The 20,318-nt window shown below is 43.2% G+C and carries 26 protein-coding genes; 14 read left to right on the forward strand and 12 right to left on the reverse strand.

All coding sequences use genetic code 11. The annotated features are described in order from the left end of the window. The first annotated feature begins 10 nt into the window (after positions 1 to 10). From MTO98_RS15355 to MTO98_RS15375, 5 genes are all read left to right on the forward strand, one after another. Positions 11 to 274, forward strand: a complete 264-nt coding sequence (locus MTO98_RS15355; RefSeq protein ID WP_243487502.1) for a helix-turn-helix domain-containing protein — start codon at positions 11 to 13, stop codon at positions 272 to 274. Continuing rightward, positions 271 to 606, forward strand: a complete 336-nt coding sequence (locus MTO98_RS15360; RefSeq protein ID WP_243487503.1) for a hypothetical protein — start codon at positions 271 to 273, stop codon at positions 604 to 606. The genes MTO98_RS15355 and MTO98_RS15360 overlap by 4 nt, the downstream gene beginning before the upstream one ends. A 217-nt stretch (positions 607 to 823) precedes the next feature. Beyond that, positions 824 to 1,198 carry a MobC family plasmid mobilization relaxosome protein gene (locus tag MTO98_RS15365; RefSeq protein ID WP_243487504.1) on the forward strand — a complete coding sequence of 125 codons (375 nt, stop codon included), beginning with the start codon at positions 824 to 826 and terminating at the stop codon, positions 1,196 to 1,198. Further along, the gene (locus MTO98_RS15370) at positions 1,188 to 2,168 is read left to right on the forward strand and encodes a relaxase/mobilization nuclease domain-containing protein (RefSeq protein WP_243487505.1); all 981 of its coding nucleotides are present in this window, start codon (positions 1,188 to 1,190) and stop codon (positions 2,166 to 2,168) included. The genes MTO98_RS15365 and MTO98_RS15370 overlap by 11 nt, the downstream gene beginning before the upstream one ends. A gap of 43 nt (positions 2,169 to 2,211) precedes the next feature. Next, positions 2,212 to 2,814 carry a hypothetical protein gene (locus tag MTO98_RS15375; RefSeq protein WP_243487506.1) on the forward strand — a complete coding sequence of 201 codons (603 nt, stop codon included), beginning with the start codon at positions 2,212 to 2,214 and terminating at the stop codon, positions 2,812 to 2,814. A 332-nt stretch (positions 2,815 to 3,146) separates the two neighbouring features. Here the strand turns inward: MTO98_RS15375 and MTO98_RS15380 are convergent, their stop codons facing one another. The 12 genes from MTO98_RS15380 to MTO98_RS15435 form a co-directional block, all read right to left on the reverse strand. Continuing rightward, positions 3,147 to 3,842, reverse strand: a complete 696-nt coding sequence (locus MTO98_RS15380) for a hypothetical protein (protein ID WP_243487507.1) — start codon at positions 3,840 to 3,842, stop codon at positions 3,147 to 3,149. After that, the gene (locus MTO98_RS15385) at positions 3,842 to 4,225 is read right to left on the reverse strand and encodes a hypothetical protein (protein WP_243487508.1); all 384 of its coding nucleotides are present in this window, start codon (positions 4,223 to 4,225) and stop codon (positions 3,842 to 3,844) included. Before MTO98_RS15385 ends, MTO98_RS15380 begins: the two co-directional genes overlap by 1 nt. 11 nt (positions 4,226 to 4,236) lie before the next feature. Further along, positions 4,237 to 4,653 (reverse strand): hypothetical protein, encoded by a 417-nt coding sequence (locus MTO98_RS15390; RefSeq protein WP_243487509.1) that lies wholly within the window; start codon positions 4,651 to 4,653, stop codon positions 4,237 to 4,239. Positions 4,654 to 4,889: 236 nt separating this feature from the next. Beyond that, complete coding sequence (locus tag MTO98_RS15395; protein ID WP_243487510.1) at positions 4,890 to 6,098, reverse strand: site-specific integrase; 1,209 nt, start codon at positions 6,096 to 6,098, stop codon at positions 4,890 to 4,892. A gap of 646 nt (positions 6,099 to 6,744) precedes the next feature. Next, on the reverse strand, positions 6,745 to 7,101 hold the full coding sequence (locus tag MTO98_RS15400) for a 4-fold beta flower protein (RefSeq protein ID WP_243487511.1): 357 nt from the start codon (positions 7,099 to 7,101) through the stop codon (positions 6,745 to 6,747). 6 nt (positions 7,102 to 7,107) lie between these two features. Further along, complete coding sequence (locus MTO98_RS15405; protein ID WP_243487512.1) at positions 7,108 to 7,995, reverse strand: hypothetical protein; 888 nt, start codon at positions 7,993 to 7,995, stop codon at positions 7,108 to 7,110. Beyond that, positions 7,983 to 10,229: a Piwi domain-containing protein gene (locus MTO98_RS15410; protein ID WP_243487513.1), complete on the reverse strand. Its 2,247-nt coding sequence runs from the start codon at positions 10,227 to 10,229 to the stop codon at positions 7,983 to 7,985. Before MTO98_RS15410 ends, MTO98_RS15405 begins: the two co-directional genes overlap by 13 nt. A 410-nt stretch (positions 10,230 to 10,639) precedes the next feature. Next, on the reverse strand, positions 10,640 to 11,701 hold the full coding sequence (locus MTO98_RS15415) for a hypothetical protein (protein ID WP_243487514.1): 1,062 nt from the start codon (positions 11,699 to 11,701) through the stop codon (positions 10,640 to 10,642). Between the two features lie 25 nt (positions 11,702 to 11,726). Continuing rightward, positions 11,727 to 12,824 carry a serine/threonine-protein kinase gene (locus tag MTO98_RS15420; RefSeq protein WP_243487515.1) on the reverse strand — a complete coding sequence of 366 codons (1,098 nt, stop codon included), beginning with the start codon at positions 12,822 to 12,824 and terminating at the stop codon, positions 11,727 to 11,729. 732 nt (positions 12,825 to 13,556) lie between these two features. Then, positions 13,557 to 14,894, reverse strand: a complete 1,338-nt coding sequence (locus MTO98_RS15425) for a hypothetical protein (protein WP_243487516.1) — start codon at positions 14,892 to 14,894, stop codon at positions 13,557 to 13,559. Between the two features lie 709 nt (positions 14,895 to 15,603). Next, positions 15,604 to 15,840, reverse strand: coding sequence for a hypothetical protein (locus MTO98_RS15430; RefSeq protein ID WP_243487517.1), 237 nt, complete (start codon positions 15,838 to 15,840; stop codon positions 15,604 to 15,606). A gap of 57 nt (positions 15,841 to 15,897) precedes the next feature. Then, the gene (locus MTO98_RS15435) at positions 15,898 to 16,080 is read right to left on the reverse strand and encodes a hypothetical protein (RefSeq protein WP_243487518.1); all 183 of its coding nucleotides are present in this window, start codon (positions 16,078 to 16,080) and stop codon (positions 15,898 to 15,900) included. Positions 16,081 to 16,185: 105 nt separating this feature from the next. Between MTO98_RS15435 and MTO98_RS15440 the strand changes: the two genes are divergently transcribed. From MTO98_RS15440 to MTO98_RS15475, 9 genes are all read left to right on the forward strand, one after another. Next, entirely contained in the window at positions 16,186 to 16,737 is a 552-nt protein-coding gene (locus MTO98_RS15440; protein WP_305852747.1) for a lipocalin family protein, read from the forward strand. A gap of 48 nt (positions 16,738 to 16,785) precedes the next feature. Further along, positions 16,786 to 17,172, forward strand: a complete 387-nt coding sequence (locus tag MTO98_RS15445) for a TraR/DksA C4-type zinc finger protein (protein ID WP_243487519.1) — start codon at positions 16,786 to 16,788, stop codon at positions 17,170 to 17,172. 13 nt (positions 17,173 to 17,185) lie between these two features. Beyond that, entirely contained in the window at positions 17,186 to 17,362 is a 177-nt protein-coding gene (locus MTO98_RS34465) for a DUF3253 domain-containing protein (protein ID WP_371825417.1), read from the forward strand. A 121-nt stretch (positions 17,363 to 17,483) separates the two neighbouring features. Further along, positions 17,484 to 17,870 (forward strand): hypothetical protein, encoded by a 387-nt coding sequence (locus MTO98_RS15450; protein ID WP_243487520.1) that lies wholly within the window; start codon positions 17,484 to 17,486, stop codon positions 17,868 to 17,870. Between the two features lie 92 nt (positions 17,871 to 17,962). After that, positions 17,963 to 18,118, forward strand: coding sequence for a hypothetical protein (locus MTO98_RS15455; RefSeq protein WP_243487521.1), 156 nt, complete (start codon positions 17,963 to 17,965; stop codon positions 18,116 to 18,118). Between the two features lie 30 nt (positions 18,119 to 18,148). Further along, on the forward strand, positions 18,149 to 18,421 hold the full coding sequence (locus MTO98_RS15460; RefSeq protein WP_243487522.1) for a hypothetical protein: 273 nt from the start codon (positions 18,149 to 18,151) through the stop codon (positions 18,419 to 18,421). Continuing rightward, a complete protein-coding gene (locus MTO98_RS15465; protein ID WP_243487523.1) occupies positions 18,418 to 19,188 on the forward strand; it encodes a Ku protein in 771 nt (256 codons plus the stop codon). Before MTO98_RS15460 ends, MTO98_RS15465 begins: the two co-directional genes overlap by 4 nt. After that, complete coding sequence (locus tag MTO98_RS15470; protein ID WP_243487524.1) at positions 19,188 to 19,358, forward strand: hypothetical protein; 171 nt, start codon at positions 19,188 to 19,190, stop codon at positions 19,356 to 19,358. Before MTO98_RS15465 ends, MTO98_RS15470 begins: the two co-directional genes overlap by 1 nt. Positions 19,359 to 19,543: 185 nt before the next feature. After that, on the forward strand, positions 19,544 to 20,317 hold the full coding sequence (locus MTO98_RS15475; protein ID WP_243487525.1) for a DNA-formamidopyrimidine glycosylase family protein: 774 nt from the start codon (positions 19,544 to 19,546) through the stop codon (positions 20,315 to 20,317). The last annotated feature ends 1 nt before the right edge of the window (position 20,318 follow it).

The following is a 20,318-nucleotide window of genomic DNA, read 5'->3' on the forward strand; positions in this document are numbered from 1 at the left end:
GGAGGAAAAGATGAATGTGGAACTAATCACCAAAGGGGATTTACTGGAATTCAAAAGCGATCTGTTAAATGAGATCAAACGGATTATACAGCCGGGGCAAGCAAGCACAAAGAAATGGCTGAAGAGTGTGGAGGTAAGAAAACTGTTGGGGATATCGCCCGGTACGCTTCAAAACTTGCGGATCAACGGCACGCTGCGATTTACCAAAGTAGGCAGTATCATGTATTACAAGCTGGAAGACATTAACAAGATCCTGGAAGGAGAAGATAAATGAAGCTGCAAAAGGAAATCGTTAAAGGGCTGGCAGCTTATGCCAGCTTGCTTAAACGCATGGAAAAGGATAACCGCTTGCTGCCAACCCATCTTAGCTTGTTTACCGGTTTGTTTGTCTGCTGGCAGCGGAATTGTTTTATCAGCCCGTTCAGTGTGACCCGGAAAACGCTCATGGCGTTTTCCAAAATCGCTTCTGTTGCCACTTATCATAAGTGCATTAAAGAGCTGGATGAGTACGGTTATATCCGGTATCAGCCATCCTATCACCCAAAGCTGGGCAGTTTGGTTTACTGGCCGGAAGCACGAGCAGTAGCGAAAAAGGATGCTGTCTGAATCTGCGCAAAACTTCGTTTTGCAACATAGGAAAAGCATACCGCAAGCGGTATTCAGCACCTATACAGATAGCAGGATATATGGTGAAGAAATCTACGACCCGAAGGGAGCGAGTTAATGTTTTTGCTTCACAAAAACCCGGATACACCCTGTTGGGGTGATCCGGTAACTCGCTCCCGTTGGTCGGTTTGGGAAGAAGTTTTAAGAACGTGATTTTATGACAGGATTAACTGAAAAAGATAACGCACAGAAAAAGCGGTTGCCCGGCAGACCGAAGAAAACGGTCAGCCGGAGCGATTTCCTGATGGTACGATTAACGCCGACGGAACGTGTTCTTATCGAGGGGTGGGCAAAGAAAGCCGGGTTGAGATCCAGCGAATGGTTCCGCAGGGCTGCCAAGAGCGCGAAAGTTTTCCCGCGATTTACAGTAGAGGAAACCGGTTGGTTCAGGATGCTTGCCGGGCTTGCCAATAACCTTAATCAGCTGACGCACCTCGCCCATGTGGCCGGGCTTTTCTCACTTGCCCTGAAATGCCAGGCTTTGCTTAAACAGATCGAGGAATTATTAAGTAAGATCAGTCATGATAGGTAAACCAATAACTGGTCGAAGCTTTGGCGGCTGTGTCACGTATGTGGTGAATAAGCAGGATGCGAAGATTATTGCTGCCGAAGGCGTGCGGATACAAAATGCCGGTACAATCACCCATGATTTTAACCTGCAACGAAAGATGAGGCCGGAATTAGGGAAAGCCGTAGGGCACCTGGTTTTAAGCTGGAGCAGGGAAGATTTTTCTAAGCTAAGTGATGAAATTATGGTAGAACGGGCAAAAGAATACATGGATAAAGTGGGTATCCGTAATACCCAGTTCGTTGTAGTTCGTCACCATGACAGGGAGCATCCGCATTTACATGTAATCTATAACAGGGTAGATAATAACGGGAACACTATTACCGATAAAAACAACTTTGCGAAAAATGTGAAAGCCTGCAAAGAGATCACGCTGAAATACGGCTATCATATAGGGGAAGGCAAAGAACAGGTGAACAGGCAGACTTTGAAAGGTAAAGAGAAAATCCGATACGAACTTTTTGATGCCATTAAAGTAGCGCTTAAGCAATCGGGAAACTGGAAACAGCTGGAAGCGAATTTGCAAAACCAGGGTATTGGTATCGCTTATAAATATCGGAGAGGTAGCAATGACCTGCAGGGCATTTCTTTTGAAAAGGGCGATATCAAAATGAAAGGATCTGCTATTGACCGGAGTTTGAGCTATGCCGGGATTAATACGCAGCTAAACCGGAATCTACAGGCGCAGCAGGAACATGTAGTAAGAAAAGTGGATTCACCTTCATTAGCCGATCAGTTACGGGATGCGATCAGGCAGCGTTCCCAGGGTGATCAGACACATATTTCAAGTGGCGATAAAGGTATATTGGAAACCTTGCTGGAACCGCAATTTGTTGCTGGTCCGCCCGATCCGATGGGGGATGCGGATATAGCCAAAAGGAAACGAAAGAAACATGAAGCAGAACATTCCCAGTCACAAGGGATAAGCAGGTAGCGTGATCACAAAAGGATTATTTAAACTATTAAAACTTAGGTTTATGCAACAGGAAGAACTGGAAGAAAAAGTAACGATGCTGGAGGAACTGATACAAGGGTTTATTCAAAGGATAACCATAGTAGAAACCGAAATGCCGGAATTTCTAAAGAGTTTTTTACAGCAATACAAGGAAACATTAGACAGGATAGCCAGCAGGATTGAAACGGCTAATAAGCGTTATGATGAAAGGAAGATTCAGCAGCAGATGGATGAATTGAAAGATGTGGTTTCAAGGGTGCCTAAAGTTATCGGCGTCAAAAATAGCCATCATTTCGGGGCATGGTCAAAAAGCCTGATTATCGGAGTGGTGGTAGCTTTTGTTGTTACTGCCGGATCGTTTGGTGCAGCTCTATATCTTAATCATCAAAATGACCGGCTAAACGAGGAGGCTTATAATTTCTGGCTGGTCAGGGCGATGTATCCTAAAACTGCGGATGCAATCATTACAGAATTAAATAATGATCCGAAAGCTTTTATCGCTAAGGCAGAAAAGGCGATTGAAAAGCAACAGGCAATTGCTGCCGCTAAAGCTATTGCGGATCAGGCGGACAAGGATCAGAAAGCGGCGAGGGATAACCTGAAGAAAGTAAGTTCAGCCAAGTGAGTACACTTTGACCTGTTTTATTTTTGGATAGGAGTGGACGGCCATTCGGCTGCAGCAGTCAGCTCCATTATACCACGTGCTTCGCTCCGGGTTCCATTACGCCGCCAGCCTTGCCGCCGCGAGTGCAGGAGTTGTAGTTAGTCACAGCACCGCAGTCACAAAGATAGCTACGCAGGAAAACCGTCAAGGGTATATAAACCACGGCTATCGCCGTGGCCCTTGACAGTTTTCCTGCTAACAGCTTCGGTTGTTTAAGCGGTGATATGACTGGGTGTGTGCAGTTAAATATCGGTACATGGCGCATTATGGCGCCTTCTGATTACCCTCGCCACTTAACGCTTCATTCCACCGCTACCCAATGAACGCCCAATATTCTGATCCTGTTGGGGCTTTAATATACGTTTTTGCTCTTGCGTTTTCTCTAAGGATATTCCCATATCCAGAGCGATGCGGTTAACCCACTGCGGTAAATTAGGAGCCTGTTCGACAAGTTTACCGTCCGTGTATTTCAGATATACTGAAATATTTTGTCCCTTTTCCTGAGATGCGGCTTTCATCAGGATAACTTGGTCAAAAGCACGGTAATATTTTTGTAGGTTAATTAAAGACTGCTCATAATTGGCTTTGATGTTATCTGGCGATACATCATGCCCTCCTTTAGCTAATCTTAAACGTACTCGCTCAAAAGATATAGCAATTTCATCCAGACCCAAAAAAAATAATCGGGAACTATAGCCTTTAAGCTTAAATTCATTGACTGATTTCATGATATCTTCTGTTCGAAAGTTTGTTTCGAAAGCACAAGTAGCATTTCTGCCCTGCATTGTCTCCTTCCAATCTGAAAAAACATGCCCGTTAACTGCGTCATATAAATTACCGCTGTCTAAACCTGGAAACTGCTTTTTAAGCAGCATAAATTCTTTATCGCCATCAAAAATAGGGGTACCAAGTGGTACCATAGAGGATGACAGCGTGCTTTTACCGGCGCCATTTGGCCCGGCAAAAACAAACAGTTCCGGCTGTTCCATTAAAATCTGCTGCTAACTATTTGGCTTTCACCTGTGGTGGCGTTTACTTTAACCAACTCGCGATGATCGCGGTATTCACGGATAACGTGATTTCCATGCTCCTGATTTCCGGCTGACTCGTAAACGTTATATAGACCCACACGAATATTTTCGGCTTCTACGTTTTGGATTTCAGGACGCAACCGTTCCTCAAGCTCTTTTAAAGAACATTCAAAAACTGGTATATAAGTTAGTTGCTCCATTAAATTTTGTAATTCCGCTGCCTTTGCTGAGTGCCAATGTCTCACAGGAATAAGAACAGCGGTTGCTTTCTGTTGTTCGTCGTAAAGAATATTAAATGTATCCTGGCTGACGAACTCTTTCAAATTTAGTGCTTTATACATGATTTTACAAATTATTGCTTTACAAAAGTGTGATGCTGACGCGCTCTTTTGTGTCCAATCGACCTAACGGCGGGCCGGAGATTATGGGATTGAGATTGAATAGGAGTTGGTTTACTTATATTTCTTGGTTCTTCATGGAGTAAGCCTACCAACGCATTTACCTGTAATTTTAAAGCTAATGCAAATCCGAAGGAAATTGCTGTTGCGATAACCAAGCTGAAATAAACAAATAGCATTTTTAGTTTTATTTGTTCAGGAGAGGATTTAAGCGCTTTATCAAGTTTTTTCTCCAAACGGTCTATGGCAAGTTCTAATTTGTTATCCGGTTGACCGTTAACCAGCATATCCACTTGTACGCCAATCCGGTCAAGTTGTGAAGTATAATCCGGGAAATAAACTTTTGGATAATTATTAATGTTCTTCTCCATGTTGGCTATGCGATCATAAAAGGTTTTGCTATGTTCTGTTGACCTGTCGTTAACTTCCCCCAGTGTATCAATTATATCATTGTTGTGATTGCTCATTTCTGTTAAGTGTTTGATTCTGTAAGAAGCTGTCGGCCAAAGAAACACGATTGACTTTATTTTTCCTTTTTGTATTGGTTAAGAATATAATGAATAACCATGAAGACGCTTAGGGCTTCATGGTTATTGAGTAGGCAGCTTTAATATAGCTGTCTAATTTTTGACATATCCTGACCGACCTTAAGGTCAAGGATTTTAGCATAATGCTGGGTCGTTTTGATATTAGTATGGCCCAGCATTTTACTGACACTTTCAATAGGTACACCATTGGAAAGCGTGACAGTTGTGGCGAAAGTGTGTCTTGCAATATGAAAAGTCAGCTTTTTAGAAATACCACAAATATCAGCTATCTCTTTTAAATAAGCATTCATCTTTTGATTGGTTGAAACCGGAAACGCTTTACCTGAATGTTCGCAAACCGGGGAATCGCTATACTTATTGAGTATTGCAACGGCAGGAGGGAGTAGGGGAACCCGTGTAGAGATAGCCGTCTTTTGTCTTTTGGTATTGATCCATTTCTCTCCATCAGGTCCTGCGATAATCTCAGTCCCTCTAAGCTTGTACACGTCAGCATAGGCCAATCCAGTAAAACAGCTAAAAAGAAAAATATCCCTGATCTGCCCTAAACGCTCAGTTACGAATTCTTTAACAGCCATCCGCTTTAATTCCTCGTTATTCAAAAATACCCTATCAACAACTTTTACCTTGGCTTTGTAATTTATAAAGGGATCGCTTTTCAACCAACCGCTTGCAATACAGATCCGCACTATCTTTTTAAAGTTTTTAAGGTACTTAACAGCCGAATTATTGCCGCATTTCCTTACCGAACGAAGGTAAAAGTCATAGCTTACAACGAAATCATGATCGATGTCCCGAATGTCAATATCATTTACATTATATTTCCATTTGATAAAATCGGCGGTATGCTTTAAAGAAGTCCGGTAACGTTCTAAAGTTCCTTTTGCAAAGTCGGTACCGACCAACGTTGAAACCTGCCTGTTGTGCTCCCTAAATACATCCAGGATCATTTTGATATTTTCCGTTTTTCCGGTAAGCTTGTTTTTCAGTCGATCTGCTGTGATAGTCGTTTTTTGCTCGGTGAGGCTTTGATGAGCCGCATATACCATTGCTTGTAACTGGTCGAGATAGGCATTAAAAGTCCGAGCGGATTCCTTTGTTCCTTTTAACCGTCCTGTTTTACTGCTCCATTGCAAAGGATCGCAACTGCGGGCTGTTGTAGTTTCTGCGCGTTTACCATTAACGGTAATACGAAGATAGATTGGCACAGTGCCATCAATGTAGTTTTTGGGTTTCTTTAAATAGAAGAGCAAGCTGAAATTAGTTTTCATGTTAATTAACATTAAAAAGTGAAACAAAATTAAGCTTGCAGCTAATCATTATCAAGATGTTTAAGTATTGAACAACTTGATAGTCAAAAAGATATGACTAACTCGGTGAGTTGGGGTTTCTCAAAAATAACTCACCATATCACGCACCACTTATATGGGAGTTGACGGATATTTTGAGCGTTTGATATAAAAACAAAAGCCTGCAATCATTTGATTTGCAGGCTTTTGAATAATTTGATATCAAATTTAGCGGAGAGTTAGGGTTCAGAACCATGTGCCTCTACGCTTTACTGACGCTGTTTTTGGCTATTTTTTCAAAACTACGCTACGAATGACGCAGTTTCTATTGTTTTGCCTTATGGCGGAGAGCTAGGGTTCGGAACTATCGCTCTTGTATGCTTATTATCAGTGATTTACATTTAAAAAAGTTTCTTACTCTACGAATGACGCAAAAAGCAAGTTTACTCTAATTGTTAAGTCAAATATAAGAATATTAAAGTGCAATAGATAGTCTAACATATTTTCTTTTATATTCTCTTTGAAAATCTTCAATGTCATTTTTTCTGTAATCCACGAAGAATTTTTATTAAAGCTTTCAATTTTATAGCGGAACTTAGTTTTGAAGATTTCAGAATTGCTAGTAGGGTCAGTGATCCTGGCTGAAATATTTTTCGAGGTCTTCGTTTGATTCGCTAGTTTTTAAAGTTGGACGTGTACGTGCAGTTTGCCGCATGGATTTAGTGCGCATGGTTTTTTTTGTCCATTTAGTGCGTTCTGTGTAGCGGATTCGTGGATAAGTGTCTTTTGTGTACCCGACCCGATAGCCTTCAATATCATAGAAGATGCCATTCAATAACCAACCCAGGTGTTTGCCCCGCCAACCGTATATTTTTTCATCGACTAAGTAACAAACGGCATAGCCTTCCCAAGTGTACAAGGTTTCGCCGTCATCTGCGATATACATATTGGCACGTCCGTCGGTGCCATAAATTGATGTTTCCATTTGAGATCAGTTTTCTTTAGGATAGCCAAAAGTTTTTTTAATTGTCGTAAAAATAAAAGCACTCAGTCCTTTCTTTAAACCCCATAGTATGCTGACGCCAAAGCCAGATATACTGAGTATAAAGAAAAGGACTTTGGAAAATAGGGGATAAGCTTCCGGCTTGTTATACAATAGCCAAAGTAAATAGAACGACCAAACTGTTATCACCGTGATTAGTACCCACGAAGCAACCATGGAAATACGCTCGGCACGCTGTTTAAAAACAGGTACAAAACTGTTCATTAGCTCAAACTGATGGGGGCTGAGCATTGCTTTTTTACCGAAAGCAATTTCTATCGCTTTTAGCGATACGACATTCAAGAAGTTGTCGTCGGCAAAAGGGAAGGGCGATTCCCAAAGTTCTACATACATTTCATTCAGCCGCGTTTCATTTGGTCTTTCTTCCTTGGCTATGAATTGATATACTAACGAGATCTGATGATAATCGCCCTTACTGCTATAATTGCCATTTAAAAGATTCCGAAAGGTGTCTTTAATACGTTTATCAGTGTCGTTTGCATTAGAGTAAGTCAAATTGATGGCCTCTTTAATCCATAATGCCTGAAGGTCAAACTTATGCACTGTGCAGACGATAGCGAAGATGATGAAATTGTCATATATCCAATGACTTTCCCGGGTGATCTTTCGCTTGGAGAACTGATTCAAGATAAGTTCTGCATCGGTCTTATTATTGGTTTTTACGCATATGATGAGATTGACAGCGACTGTATTCGCATCATGAGTTTCTAAAGAATGGACAGCTGTTGGCGTATGAAGTATCTCGCTCAAAAGTGGCGCCAGACCGGATTGCTGTAACTGCTGTAGGTAAGCCGACTGTTCTTCTAAATAAACCATTTCCTATTTCTTAAAGATTTGATAAAAGAAGCGTCCCACCCATCAACAGCTTTCAATTTGTTCAATTGTTCGGTAATCAGGGATGCATAAAATAAGGTCACCGGCAATTGCGAGGGCTTAAAGGTTCTGTATGAAATGTTCGTTAAGCGGTAAACCTGTTGAACTATATATGTTGCATCCGTAAAAGTTGACCTGCGGTGTATCCTAATCAGTAACGGTCCGGTAAAACCTTGCCTGTCAGTTTTGACATCCTCTGGCCCTTTAAGCTGTAACAGGCAAATGCCCGGTTCGAGCATGAGATTCGTTCCACGGGCTGGAGTCAGTTTTCCTTTGACATAATTGCTGTAGCGCGAGGAAATGCCGCGCTGATCAAGATCGAAGATTATATACGGATGATGTTCACCAAAAGATACGAATGCGAACTTGATTTCGTATTGAGGATACTGAGCAATCAGTTCGCCGACAACATCCACTTCGAGATCTTTCATCGGTTTGAATACATGAAAGATGATACGGACGATCTCGCCGTCGTTCCAGGCCTGTTCGTTCGATATGGTATCAATGGAACCTTTTAAACTGGTCAGTAATTCTTGAAAATAATCCTGGTAGGCAACCTCTTTAGACCTGTTACTAAAGATATATTTACCGTCTGCATTAAAAAAGGTGGTGATACCGACCACTTTGTGCTGTTGTGCTCCGGCATATATGTTATCACGAATGAGCGTGCTGCCGATCCCGATGATGAGTTCATGAGCGATGTTAGGACTTGATGGAAGTATCCAGGGAGTACCGCCGAGTTTAGCATACATCTGTAAAGCGCAGGAATCTAAAATGAATTTAGGATTCCTGGCGTTCGCCTCCTTGATAAATTGTACCGTGATCCCATGACGCAGGAGGTAAGATTTTGCCAGCCAGTAGATATCCTCTGCTGGACTGTTCCTTTTAAACTCCTCTTTGGTTTCTACAATGGCGATGTCAAAGTCCTTGTTGGGCAACTCCACCGCTTGCTGGATAGCGGCCATAAACCCTTTTTTATCAAAAGACTCAACCTCTACAAAATGAAAGTCAATGGCGTGTAATCGGTATAGTTTCACCATGCCTTGCGTAAAGGTAGGTGCTTCGTTGAATCCATCCTTAAGTCGTCCGAGGAACTGAGTGAATGCACCGCTCGAATTTTTATGACAAACGACCAGTACTCTTGGGTGACTGACTTCAAAGAATTTTCCGTAGTCATAAGGCCCGAATTGTGCCAGACCTTTAATTGGCGAGGGATCGGTCTTAGTAGAAGAAACGTCAAAAAGATATTTTGGACTCTCCAATCTCAAGGACGGGAAGGCTACGGAACTATTTTGGCTGATATTAAAGGTAAAGCCGTCCCCATTCTTGTATTCCAATCCGGAAATTACTCTTGACAGTTGAGCGATCTCTTTATTTAGGATGTTCGGATCATACCGCGAAAACTCTTTCTGCTTAACGGCGGCTAAAATGCTTTCTGCTCTGGAAGTACCTAATATAAACTCCAGATAAAGTTTAATATTGTCGTGCGTTTTGTTCAGGAACAAATCTTTTAAATTAATGTCTTGGTTGCCCTCGTTGGTCTCAACGGTAGCGATGGCATCATTGACAGAAAGTACTCGCCCAATAGCCTGAAAACGTGGTGCAACCACTTCCTGGCTGTTCTCATATTTGATCAGCTTTGCTACTTCAAGCGTAGTAATATCAAAACCCTGTTCCTGTAACTTCTGACAATTTTGACGCAAGGCCCATTTATAAGAACTACTGATAATTAGGAGGATTTTTTTTTTACCGTTGATCTCTGAACGTTTGAAATCGATCTCATTCAATTTTTTATAAGAAATCGCAGTTTTTAGCCCATCTGGCAATTCCTGGACAATGAGATTGTGTTCTTCTTTCGAGGACGGGAATGTGAAGGGATTGAAAGTGGGTTTGATTTTTGGGAACTGATTTTTAAAAGCACGAAAAAAGATATGTCTAACCAACGAACTAATTATCAACGGTTCATCCTCCACATTTATGGTTACCATTTCGCCTAATAGCGGCAGGTTGTCTTCGCCGGGCGATATATAAATATGATCGCCTTTCTTGAAAAAGGAATAATGCTGGTTGTGGGTTTTACGAAGCTCATCAAGTTTTCCATCGCTCCAAACTGTTCTTTGGATATTGAATTGATCGAAAGAAAGGTCTATTGAAAAAATATTACTGGAAAGGTTCATTCAAATCGTTTTTAATTAAGGTGAATAAGCTTCAATATTGGTCTTTACATTGTGATCAACGTAGGTTATTGGAGCAATTAAATTGCAATTTACTAAGAGCTGTGGCTCATTGATATAGATGTTGAAAAATAGCATTAACTAACTATTAGCGTTGACAATTTAATGTTAGAAAACGAGATGACTTTGCAAAAATATACCCACATAAAGGAGAGGAGATTCCTGAACCTAATTTCTATCGCATTGACTATTAAATTTCTAATTTATTTTTTTGTAACTCTTTGAATGACGCATAAAGTCAACAAAATATCGTTCCCTGCCTTGATCCTGCGCTGAAATGGTGTAGTCTCTTTCATCATAATCCCCACCTTCGAGTCTTAAGGTAGCTGAACTTGTTAAGTAGAAAGCTTAGTCTACATGCGGCGATAGGTTTTGCCGTTGATGATATAGCTTAGGCGTTTCAGGTTTGAAACGCCTATTTGCTTTCCGATAGCCGCGAGATCATGACCGTCTTTGGCAAGTGAGCGGATTTTATCCACTTGCTCTTTGCTGAAAGAATTGCTCCGGTTACCGATGACTTTAGCATAGTACTGATCGTCCTGCCACAATTTTTTCATGTATGCATTGCCGATACCTTCCCGCGATTCGCTATTGTTAAAGTTAACCTGGAAACTCGGGCAGGCAGCTATACCTTCCCTTTCCCCATCCGATAATTTGAATTTGCCTAATTCTTCCAGACCCTTGAACCCGCCGCCAATCGTGTTCAACGAAGCTTCATCAGCATTACAACGGTCCACCATCAGTTCTTCCCATTGCATTGCCCCGGTTTCGGTTTGGTTCAGCGCGATCAGTTCGGAGTTCAGCAAAACGTGATTGTTGCCTTGACATTCCCTCCAGAGCTTGTGGAATTTGTTTCTGCTTCCCTTTGCGCTTTTACGGAAATGCTCAGCCATGCGCGTTAGCCAGTTACGTTTTGTTATACCAAAGTAGATATTTTCAGGCTCTTCCGAGGGCCGTCCGTCATCACCTAAGAAGGTAATAAAGTGGGCATAACACTGATGGCCATCCAGCGGATCACCAAAGCCGGTCATAACCGCCTGTAATGGGATATGAATCGCCCACAAAGTATCCGCTTTGTTTTTGACAAGGAGGTGTAAAACGACGCGCTGATCTTCTTCCGGCCGGCCGATGTTGCCTTCCGCTTGATAGTCATTCATCGTCAGGTACAGGCAGTTTTTTTCAGGAATTTCATTGACAACAAAATCGATGTCGACTTTGAAAAACTCACTGGTATATCGCTTTCTTTTATTTGATAGGTTATGTATCAGCAAATCCATTGGCAATGGATGGCCTTCATCACACATATAATTCAACCGCTCATCGAGTGACTTAGCCAATAGCTTTAAGTCCATCGGAAATTTCTTGCCTAACAGAGCAACCAAAGCATGATCATTAATAAACTTAGTGAATCCCATAACCGATGGATTTGAATGTTAAATTTTATAAGGCTTGTAAATCGTCAAGAAGGTCTTTGCAGTCCGGGTAGCGCGACTCCAACGGGGTCATGCATTTTGCTATCGCCGCTATGGTTTTATCGCTTATGCCCATAACCCCTAAAGTATTGATAAAACCACTACCTGCAGGTGGTAGGCCGGAAAGCATGGTATACCAAAGCGCGCCCAGTGAATAAATATCGGATCGCTTATCAATTAACCGTGGATCTGCTACCAGTTCGGGCGCATTATATAGTCCCCCTATGGTTTGCGTTCCAACTGTGGTAAGTCTCGAATGCAGTTCGTTTTCGATATATATGCCCAGTCCAAAATCGATTACCCTGAAATCATTCGGCCTGGTCGCCATGATATTGCTCGGTTTCAGGTCACGATGTAAGATGCCCCGATCATGAGCATGCTTGATTGCGCTTGTGATATGTTTCATTGCTGTTAGCGCGTCAGCCTCGGTAAACAAACCATGTTGCTCAATAAATTTATATAGATTGAGTCCCGGGAAAAATTCCATGCGGATAAAGGGACGATTCCCCATCAGCCCGGCATCATAAACCCTGATAATGTTGGGATGGTGCATATCAAATAGCATGCGTGATTCCTGAAAGAATCTTTCCTGCTCCTTTTGATCTGTTCCTCCTTCATAAAAAGAGGGTGAAAATACTTTCACGGCAAACGGCATTTTCAGGAGCTTATGTTCGAATTTGTAAACAACCCCAAAACCACCATCACCGATGATATCGATTTCCTGATAGCTTTTTCCAAACTCCAAAGCAGATGGTCCGTTTTCAAACTCCAGGACATCGATCAAAGGATGTAAGCCTTCTTTGATAATGACCTTACGTTCTTCGTATTTTGACGCCTTTTCCTTTATCCATTCCCAAAAACTGTCGAGGGTAGCATAAGACTTAAGAAAAGCAGGAGCAAGTTTCTCCAATTTGGCATTGGTCAATATGAGCTTTCGGATTCTTTGGTATTCCGCGTTATCGTGCTCTTTGCCAGTGGCTCGTGCAATCAGTTCCGATTTCAACCTTTCAATCAGAATTGACAGATTATCATATTGTGGGACTGCAGGCAACTGGTTAAATTTCATTGATCTTAAGATTGGGTCAAGATCAAAGATACTTCACAATTCAGCGACAAATGAAACGGCTTGCAAAAACAGCAACAAAAAAAGCTAGTGTTGCAGAATGAAGGAGAGATAACGAATGGGATGGCAGCATGTAAGCTACCATGAATGCCGGGACAGCCTTATTAGAGGAACGACAATTTGCCTCAGCAAAGGCTAAATGAGAACCATAAACACAAAAAATGCCATTAAAAAAGGGGGTGGGATTTATAAAAGGGTGAGGCTGTCAAAAGGTAACTGCACTCCTGGCTACCATTGCCGGGCGATGCGCCCGGAAGGCCTGGTTAACTTTTGACAGCCGAAGGGGAGGGCATAACCCGCTTGCAGGTCAAGGGAGGAGGGTAAAAACTGAGAATAAAATGTGGAGAGAAGGGCGCGGCTATCTTCTATAAAATGCCTATTATTGGAGCATGCGAATTGCAAGTATATTGCGTTCATATCAACCTTAAATCTTTATCATTAATGGATAACCGCGTTTACTACGGTCAGTAATCACTCAGTCACTGGCTTAGTCTCACTTTATCGATCATTGGTGATTAATCCATGCGATGATAAGTTTAATCAACCACACGATGAGCTGAAGACTTCCGATAATGATTGCTGCACGCTGACGTTTTTCCATTTTCTGTTCCATTGCGATAATTTTCAGCAATGATAAATGGGGCATTCGGGGGCGACAATAGGGGAGTACTCCCATTATTTGCCTAATAGTTTTTGTACGTCGGGCAGGTGAAGATGTGCGGTATAACGCTTGCGATTCTCTTTAGAAACTGGGTTGAGTACATTCAAATTCCCTTTGACGGTTCGCTCGGGGCAGTCGAGCGCGGTAGCGATTATTTTATGTAATCTGGCTTTGGTATTTGCCTGAGCCTTTTCTGCGTTTTTGATAAAGCCAGCCTCGTTTAAAAATGCGATTTGGAAAGGGGTATCGTTTTCCATCAGGACGGAGTAAGCTTCATCCAAGCTCAATTTACCGAATTTAAACTGCTCAAATCCGAGTTTGCTTAAATTTTGGCGTAATGGATTCGGCGCAACACTTTCCTGTGTCATCTCCGTTTTTTCGTGCTTTTCAATAAGTGATTCCAGGAGATTGATGAATTGATAACAACAGTAGAATTTGAAAGGAAAGAACAACCGTTCGATATTTAGTACCTTCAATGTTGGAACCGGGTGGATGATCGTGCCATGTTCGTCTTTGGTCGCTTTATCAAAATCAGGTATTTCCTTGTAAGGTATTTGCTTTTGTCGTTGCTGGAGATCTTTGATTGCTGCATCAATATCTTCCAATGAGTATTTGGCTTCCTCTTCTTCCTTTCGCGGATAAAAATATACGTTGAAATCGGTCGCTAATAATTTCAGTTTAGATAACTTCATCTCCGTCAGGGATTCCACATAATTTAGTATTTCAAGTTGTGTTATCGAGCAATCCTTTATTTTTTTGAAAAACTTTTTAAGCGGCTGCCCAGCGAGATCGCCTGATTTCTTTCTTGACTTTGCATCCTCGCTTGTCTTGATATGGGCAAATATGTCAGTAATGGAATGTTTTTTAGTTTCTTCCGCGATTTCATCCTCAGTTGCGAACGACATAAACTCATCCACATAATCCTCTGCAATGATTGTTAAGTCGCCATAGGCGTCGTTAAAATCATCATTATGATCTGCAGCGTAAGTTTCATAATCCCCTTTTTGAACGTCAACGATGACTTGTTGAATGACCCACCAATATTTCCCGATGAGTTTGCAATTCACATAATTGTAATTCGCAGTTTCTCGGGTTTTAATAAATAATATCAGCATGTACCTGGCGAAGGGAAAACCTTCGTAAGCGGGCAGCTTACCATCCATGTATCGTTCCAACCGGAAAAATGCATCGTTGAGAGCAGTTACCACTTCCTGATGCGACATGTCTTCTTCCGCTTCAGTAAGGATAACCTGCGGATAGACATAAGGGCAATGCGAGCATTCCAGACTTTCGATGGGAATCATGGCATCGCAATTCGGACAAATTTTGATTAGCGGAAGATCATTAGTCATGTTTAGTTCGATTGAAACCCCAATCTCGGACAATGTAATACGGGCAATCGGATAGGGCTAATTTACATCTTTCCTTTAAGCAAATGTACCCGTCCTAACTTCTGTTGAATCTTTTTTTGGTGGTTTATCAGTTCAATTCATTTAAATCCTACTGCGGGTACTGAAGATCAATAATGACAATTAAGGCTTCCGTCAACCGGCGAAAAAATTTAGACCCCATGCATCAGGGATTGCAGAGGTATCCTGCGGAGCAGATAGGAATGGAAAGAGCCGGGCCGAAAATGATGCCCAGGTATTCGGTTCTTAGTTTGTTTTTAAAATTATAAGCGTGGATAAATTACATCTCATTGATCCCGGTTAGCAATTTTTTTATGACCACCTTGAGTGTGTATGTTCAGGTTTTTACGATAGACAATCAATTGGCAAAGAGTGGTCAACGCAAGTGGTTTTTCCACTGGTAGGGACCGTTACTGAAATTTTCTATCCAGTATTTATCTACCAATAATTCTTGGATCAATGATCTGATTAAAATGCTTACTGATCAACGATAAATTGCCGGTTAACCTAAGTTATAATTTAAAAGTCATTAAGCGCCATTTTAATAAATAGAGGAGAGGGAGAGTTTTGAACTTTAAATAGACGCACTGAGAATCAAAATTTTAATTAACTCAGGTGTCGTAACTCTACGTAATACGCGATACAACTTCGTTTAGACCGCGATCTTGAGATTTTCCAGGTAGGGCAAAATAAATAACGTAGGTTTAAATGCACGGAAGTGGATGATCAGCTGGCTGCGGCAGTCGAAAAAGACCTCCACGTAAAAATTGTCTACATTATACAGTTTGATATCACAATGTTTGTTCGACCGGTCAGCCAGGTATGTGCCCGTTAAAACAGCTTCTGTTTTTTCGGTATAAGTCAATGCCTTAAAATCATCCGAGGTCATTATGGTAGTCTTGTTTTAGCCTGTTCATCAAAGCTTTACAAAGACTATGCCGTATTATCAATTGGGCATTTTGCCGCACATAACCACCGGTCTGGGTTTGATCGTTTCGGCGCGGATATCGTTATTGCATTTGCCCAGCAGCATATAAATCACCACAAAGATCACAATAGTGGACAGGCAGCCGCCGCCCAACTTTTTGGCGCCCCAGGTGGCAATGATGCCACGGAAAAAATTAATCATCGTTCGGTTAGTTTTAATATGGTTTGATAGGCTGTCAAGAACACCGCAGGTAAATAGTTCGGTTTGCGTATTAAACATTCCTGGCGCTTCAGCCGTTATTTCGGTATGAAATTAAAAACCTGGGAGATTGGCCTCGCTGCGGGCATCGCCGCGGCCACCGTTGCGGTATTCTTTAATTCGTGCGTAGCTATACCCAAAGGCGCTAATGCCGTGCAACCTTTCGATCAACAACGCTACCTCGGAACGTGGTACGAGATAGCGCGGATGGACTTTAAATTTGAAAAGAACCTGTCTGATGTGAGTGCGACCTATTCACTGAATCCTGACGGTTCGATCCGAGTGGATAATAAAGGCTATAACTATGTCCAACAAAAATGGAAAGAAAGCATCGGTAAAGCGAAGCCGGTCAAAGATGCCGGGACAGGCCGCCTTAAGGTATCGTTCTTCGGGCCGTTCTATGCCGGTTATAATGTGATCGCTATTGACCCGGACTATCGCCATGCGCTGGTAGCCGGCAACAACCTGAATTATTTATGGCTGCTATCGCGCGAAAAAGTGATACCGGCAGCGATTCAAACGGCTTACTTGAAACAGGCCAAGGCATTAGGCTACGATGTGTCCAAGCTGATTTGGACGAAGCATGAACATGGAAGATAAGGCGTTAATTTTTAGCAAACCATCTCCCTGTTTTATTGTTGAAAGCACATGCAAAACGAATACAACAAGACCCGCTATAACGATAACGAGTTGCTGGAATTTAAGCAGCTAATAGAAGATAAGATCAGGATGGCCCGTGAAGAACTGAGCGAATTGACCGCAGCCTTAAGCTCATCGAATAGTAATGGCGATGATGCGGCCATTGCGGGTAAAACCCTGGAGGACGGTTCGGCGACCTATGAAAAGGAACAAACGAATCAATTAGCGGCCCGGCAGAAAAAATTCATCGAACAACTGGAAGCCGCGCTGGTCCGCATCCAAAATAAAACTTATGGTATTTGCAAGGTGACAGGAACACTGATTCCGGCAGAACGCCTGCGCGCCGTGCCGCATACGACCATGAGCATGGCCGCCAAATTAAAACAGGCGTCCTGATTATTTTGACCTCATGTCCGTTAAGCCTGATATCGCAAAAGCTATCCTTCAAAGCGCCGCAGAACGCGGCGCTTTGAAGACGACCTGCCCCTCCGAGGTCGCACGGGAGCTTTTTCCGTCGGACTGGCGCAGCCACATGGGCGAAGTGCGCGGCGTAGCTTTTCAATTACAGAAAAAGGAAAGATCGTGATTACCCAAAAAGGAATGCCCGTTACCGGCGAACCGGTGAAAGGGCCATATTGTATTGGACTTAAACTATAAGTCTCTGTTTTTCCGGGATCGAATTCAGCGGTTTTGATAGGATTGTTCTGATGAATAATTTAAAACAAATCCGGAGCCGGCCCGCTTATGACAGCATGCATCGCTATGAACAGATCAACCAATTCTTAAATGCCTCGGCGTTCTTTTATACGATCGCGATCGGCATGGACAGCGTTTACACCTATGTGAGCCCGAACTATGACCGGAACTTTAGTTTTGGCAAGGGTACCCTGCGCGGACAGCATTTTTCGGTTACGCTCCATCCGGAGGATGTCAGGATCTGTGAAGCCGTCGGCCCGCAATGTTTCCAGGACCCGGGCCGCCTGTTTCCGGTTACTTTGCGTAAACATGATGGCCTGGGCGGATTCGTGACCACGCAGTGGGAAATGCAGGCAATGCTGGATGAGCAGGGTTTGCCCCAAGGTATTTCTGCATAGGTTACAATATCACCGAGTTTGTAGACACCAAGACGAAGCTGAACCTGGCCGAAACGCACCTGGACGAGATTAGCTTTATCCAGTCCCATAGTGTGCGTAAGCCGCTTGCCAATATCATGGGCCTTACCAAATTATTACGCAGCGCGGAAAATGACGCCGAGCGTGAGCAGCTGATGAATATGCTGGCCTTGAGCGCCGATGAGTTCGACCAGATCATTCAGGAAATATCCGCAAAAAGCACCGCTTAAACAATGCGGTTGTTAAACAGTTATGTAAGTATGGAAAATTACCCGATCACGATCAGTGTCGATAAAGCAATGCATCATTTCGAGGTGGGCGAATATCCCCACCATAATGAGGAGCAGTGCAAGTATAAAGTATTTGAGAATGGCGTGTATGTCGCCAGCTTTGAGCCGGATGCGCAGGACTTTCTGCATGTCTGCCAGAACCCCGGTGAGATTAATGAAGAAGTACTGCACTTACTGGCCGACCAAATTGAAGGGCACCACCCGCATGGCATCAATGATAACATTAGAAAATTAAAGCTATGAGAAGTATCTGGACCGGTTCGATCGGCTTTGGCCTGGTGAGCATCCCCATTAAACTATTTTCGGCCGTGCAGGAAACCCGGCTTGACCTGGACATGCTGGACAGCCGCGACCACGCGCATATCAAGTTCCAGCGGGTGAACGAGAACACGAAGAAAGAAGTTCCTTATGATAAGATCGTTAAGGGTTATAAATATGATGAGGACTATGTGATCATCGAGGATGCAGACTTCGAGGCCGCGGCGCCGGAGAAGAGTAAAGTGATCGAGATCGAAAGCTTCGTAGATGTAGCGTCGGTCAACCCGATGTATTATGAAACTTCGTATTATACAGAACCGGCGACCAAGAAAAATAAAGCGTATGCATTGCTGCTTGCCGCTTTGAAGAAATCCGGTAAAGCAGGCCTGGCGCGCTTCGTACTGCGCAGCACGGAGAGTTTGTGTATCGTGCACCCGGTAGAAAATGATATCGTGGTCACCCGTATCCGTTTCGCCCAGCAGATCCGCAGCCAGGAAGACCTTAACCTGGATGAGGATATCAAAGTCAGCGATAAGGAACTAAAAATGGGCCTGGCGCTGATCGAACAGTACGCCGAACCGCTGGACCTGTCCAAATATAAGGATGAGTACCATACGGAACTGATGAATATTATTGAGCAGAAAGCTAAAGGCAAACGCCCGACCATCAAGAAATTAAAACCGAAAGCGGCCAAGGGTGATGATCTGTACGATCAGCTGATGAGCAGTTTAAAAGTAAAAAAAGGCGCCTGATGATCAATCCTGTACAAACGACGATCCCGCAGCCGGATGGTAGCGACCGTTATGTGATCATTGAGCCGGTCCTGGAAAAGAATGGCGATCAGGGCCTGCGGTCAACCGGTGTGTTCAAGATAATAAAGACGCTTTTGGCGACGAAACGCATTTATTTACCGAGCCGGTAGAAAGCGAGGAACATGCTGCACTGCCGGACGAACAAAACCCGGACTACCTCGGGAAATTTGTCTTTAAGCAGGGTGAATTGCAGCATTTTGAAGGCGATGTCCTTAGCCATGCCGAGCAAGCCTGGTTAGCGGTTTTTATCGATAGCTACCAGGAGCCGAATATTTAATCAATCATAAAAGCACTTATGCCTGAAATACCCGATCTGAATATATTTTGTACCAACCTCGCTGAGAGGCTGGTCGGTAAAAAGCTAAAAGATATCCGTATCCTCATTGACCGGAGGCTGAAACTGCCGGAAGCGGACTTCAAAACAGCGCTGGAAGCACACAAGCTGGTAGCGATTAACCGGGTCGGTAAGCAATTGTATTTCGAGTTTGCGAATAAGCATGTCTTAAGTCTGCAATTGATGCTCTACGGGTCGATGCATTGGTACGAGGATAAAAACGACAACAAGTTCACGATAGCAGAACTGCAGTTTTCAGACGGTACCGGCCTGGCCATTACCGACTGGCAAAAGGCGGTGATATTATCCCTTGACCCGGAAGTTTCCAAAGTACCTGACGCGCTGCATTTGCCTGTCGGCTACCTCGTAAAGGCGTTAAAAGGGAAGAACAAACCCATCAAAACCGTACTGCAGGAGGGAAAGGTCGTGCAGGGCATTGGTAACGCTTATGTGGACGAGATCCTTTATGCAGCGAATTTATCGCCATTCTCCATTGCTGCTAAAATACCGGAAAAGAAGATCGGCGTCCTGACCAAAGCAATTGAAGAAGTACTGGTAGAAGCGGAAGCCCATATCCGCAAGAACTTCCCCGATACCATTACCGAAAAGGAACGGGATTTTCTCAAGGTGCATCTGCCTAAGCATAAGGTCACACCCAAGGGCGAGCCTATCATTGTTGCCGAGATCGCCAGCCGGAAAACGTATTATACGGAAGGTCAGGAGTTGTTCGAATAGG

Source organism: Mucilaginibacter sp. SMC90, from assembly GCF_022811725.1.
Lineage (GTDB): Bacteria > Bacteroidota > Bacteroidia > Sphingobacteriales > Sphingobacteriaceae > Mucilaginibacter.

Bases quoted from the DNA above. Each gene is read 5' to 3' on its own strand.
- MTO98_RS15355 (WP_243487502.1), top strand. From the start codon at position 11: ATGAATGTGGAACTAATCACCAAAGGGGATTTACTGGAATTCAAAAGC.
- MTO98_RS15360 (WP_243487503.1), top strand. From the start codon at position 271: ATGAAGCTGCAAAAGGAAATCGTTAAAGGGCTGGCAGCTTATGCCAGC.
- MTO98_RS15365 (WP_243487504.1), top strand. From the start codon at position 824: ATGACAGGATTAACTGAAAAAGATAACGCACAGAAAAAGCGGTTGCCC.
- MTO98_RS15370 (WP_243487505.1), top strand. From the start codon at position 1,188: ATGATAGGTAAACCAATAACTGGTCGAAGCTTTGGCGGCTGTGTCACG.
- MTO98_RS15375 (WP_243487506.1), top strand. From the start codon at position 2,212: ATGCAACAGGAAGAACTGGAAGAAAAAGTAACGATGCTGGAGGAACTG.
- MTO98_RS15380 (WP_243487507.1), bottom strand. From the start codon at position 3,842: ATGGAACAGCCGGAACTGTTTGTTTTTGCCGGGCCAAATGGCGCCGGT.
- MTO98_RS15385 (WP_243487508.1), bottom strand. From the start codon at position 4,225: ATGTATAAAGCACTAAATTTGAAAGAGTTCGTCAGCCAGGATACATTT.
- MTO98_RS15390 (WP_243487509.1), bottom strand. From the start codon at position 4,653: ATGGAGAAGAACATTAATAATTATCCAAAAGTTTATTTCCCGGATTAT.
- MTO98_RS15395 (WP_243487510.1), bottom strand. From the start codon at position 6,098: ATGAAAACTAATTTCAGCTTGCTCTTCTATTTAAAGAAACCCAAAAAC.
- MTO98_RS15400 (WP_243487511.1), bottom strand. From the start codon at position 7,101: ATGGAAACATCAATTTATGGCACCGACGGACGTGCCAATATGTATATC.
- MTO98_RS15405 (WP_243487512.1), bottom strand. From the start codon at position 7,995: ATGGTTTATTTAGAAGAACAGTCGGCTTACCTACAGCAGTTACAGCAA.
- MTO98_RS15410 (WP_243487513.1), bottom strand. From the start codon at position 10,229: ATGAACCTTTCCAGTAATATTTTTTCAATAGACCTTTCTTTCGATCAA.
- MTO98_RS15415 (WP_243487514.1), bottom strand. From the start codon at position 11,701: ATGGGATTCACTAAGTTTATTAATGATCATGCTTTGGTTGCTCTGTTA.
- MTO98_RS15420 (WP_243487515.1), bottom strand. From the start codon at position 12,824: ATGAAATTTAACCAGTTGCCTGCAGTCCCACAATATGATAATCTGTCA.
- MTO98_RS15425 (WP_243487516.1), bottom strand. From the start codon at position 14,894: ATGACTAATGATCTTCCGCTAATCAAAATTTGTCCGAATTGCGATGCC.
- MTO98_RS15430 (WP_243487517.1), bottom strand. From the start codon at position 15,840: ATGACCTCGGATGATTTTAAGGCATTGACTTATACCGAAAAAACAGAA.
- MTO98_RS15435 (WP_243487518.1), bottom strand. From the start codon at position 16,080: ATGATTAATTTTTTCCGTGGCATCATTGCCACCTGGGGCGCCAAAAAG.
- MTO98_RS15440 (WP_305852747.1), top strand. From the start codon at position 16,186: ATGAAATTAAAAACCTGGGAGATTGGCCTCGCTGCGGGCATCGCCGCG.
- MTO98_RS15445 (WP_243487519.1), top strand. From the start codon at position 16,786: ATGCAAAACGAATACAACAAGACCCGCTATAACGATAACGAGTTGCTG.
- MTO98_RS34465 (WP_371825417.1), top strand. From the start codon at position 17,186: ATGTCCGTTAAGCCTGATATCGCAAAAGCTATCCTTCAAAGCGCCGCA.
- MTO98_RS15450 (WP_243487520.1), top strand. From the start codon at position 17,484: ATGAATAATTTAAAACAAATCCGGAGCCGGCCCGCTTATGACAGCATG.
- MTO98_RS15460 (WP_243487522.1), top strand. From the start codon at position 18,149: ATGGAAAATTACCCGATCACGATCAGTGTCGATAAAGCAATGCATCAT.
- MTO98_RS15465 (WP_243487523.1), top strand. From the start codon at position 18,418: ATGAGAAGTATCTGGACCGGTTCGATCGGCTTTGGCCTGGTGAGCATC.
- MTO98_RS15470 (WP_243487524.1), top strand. From the start codon at position 19,188: ATGATCAATCCTGTACAAACGACGATCCCGCAGCCGGATGGTAGCGAC.
- MTO98_RS15475 (WP_243487525.1), top strand. From the start codon at position 19,544: ATGCCTGAAATACCCGATCTGAATATATTTTGTACCAACCTCGCTGAG.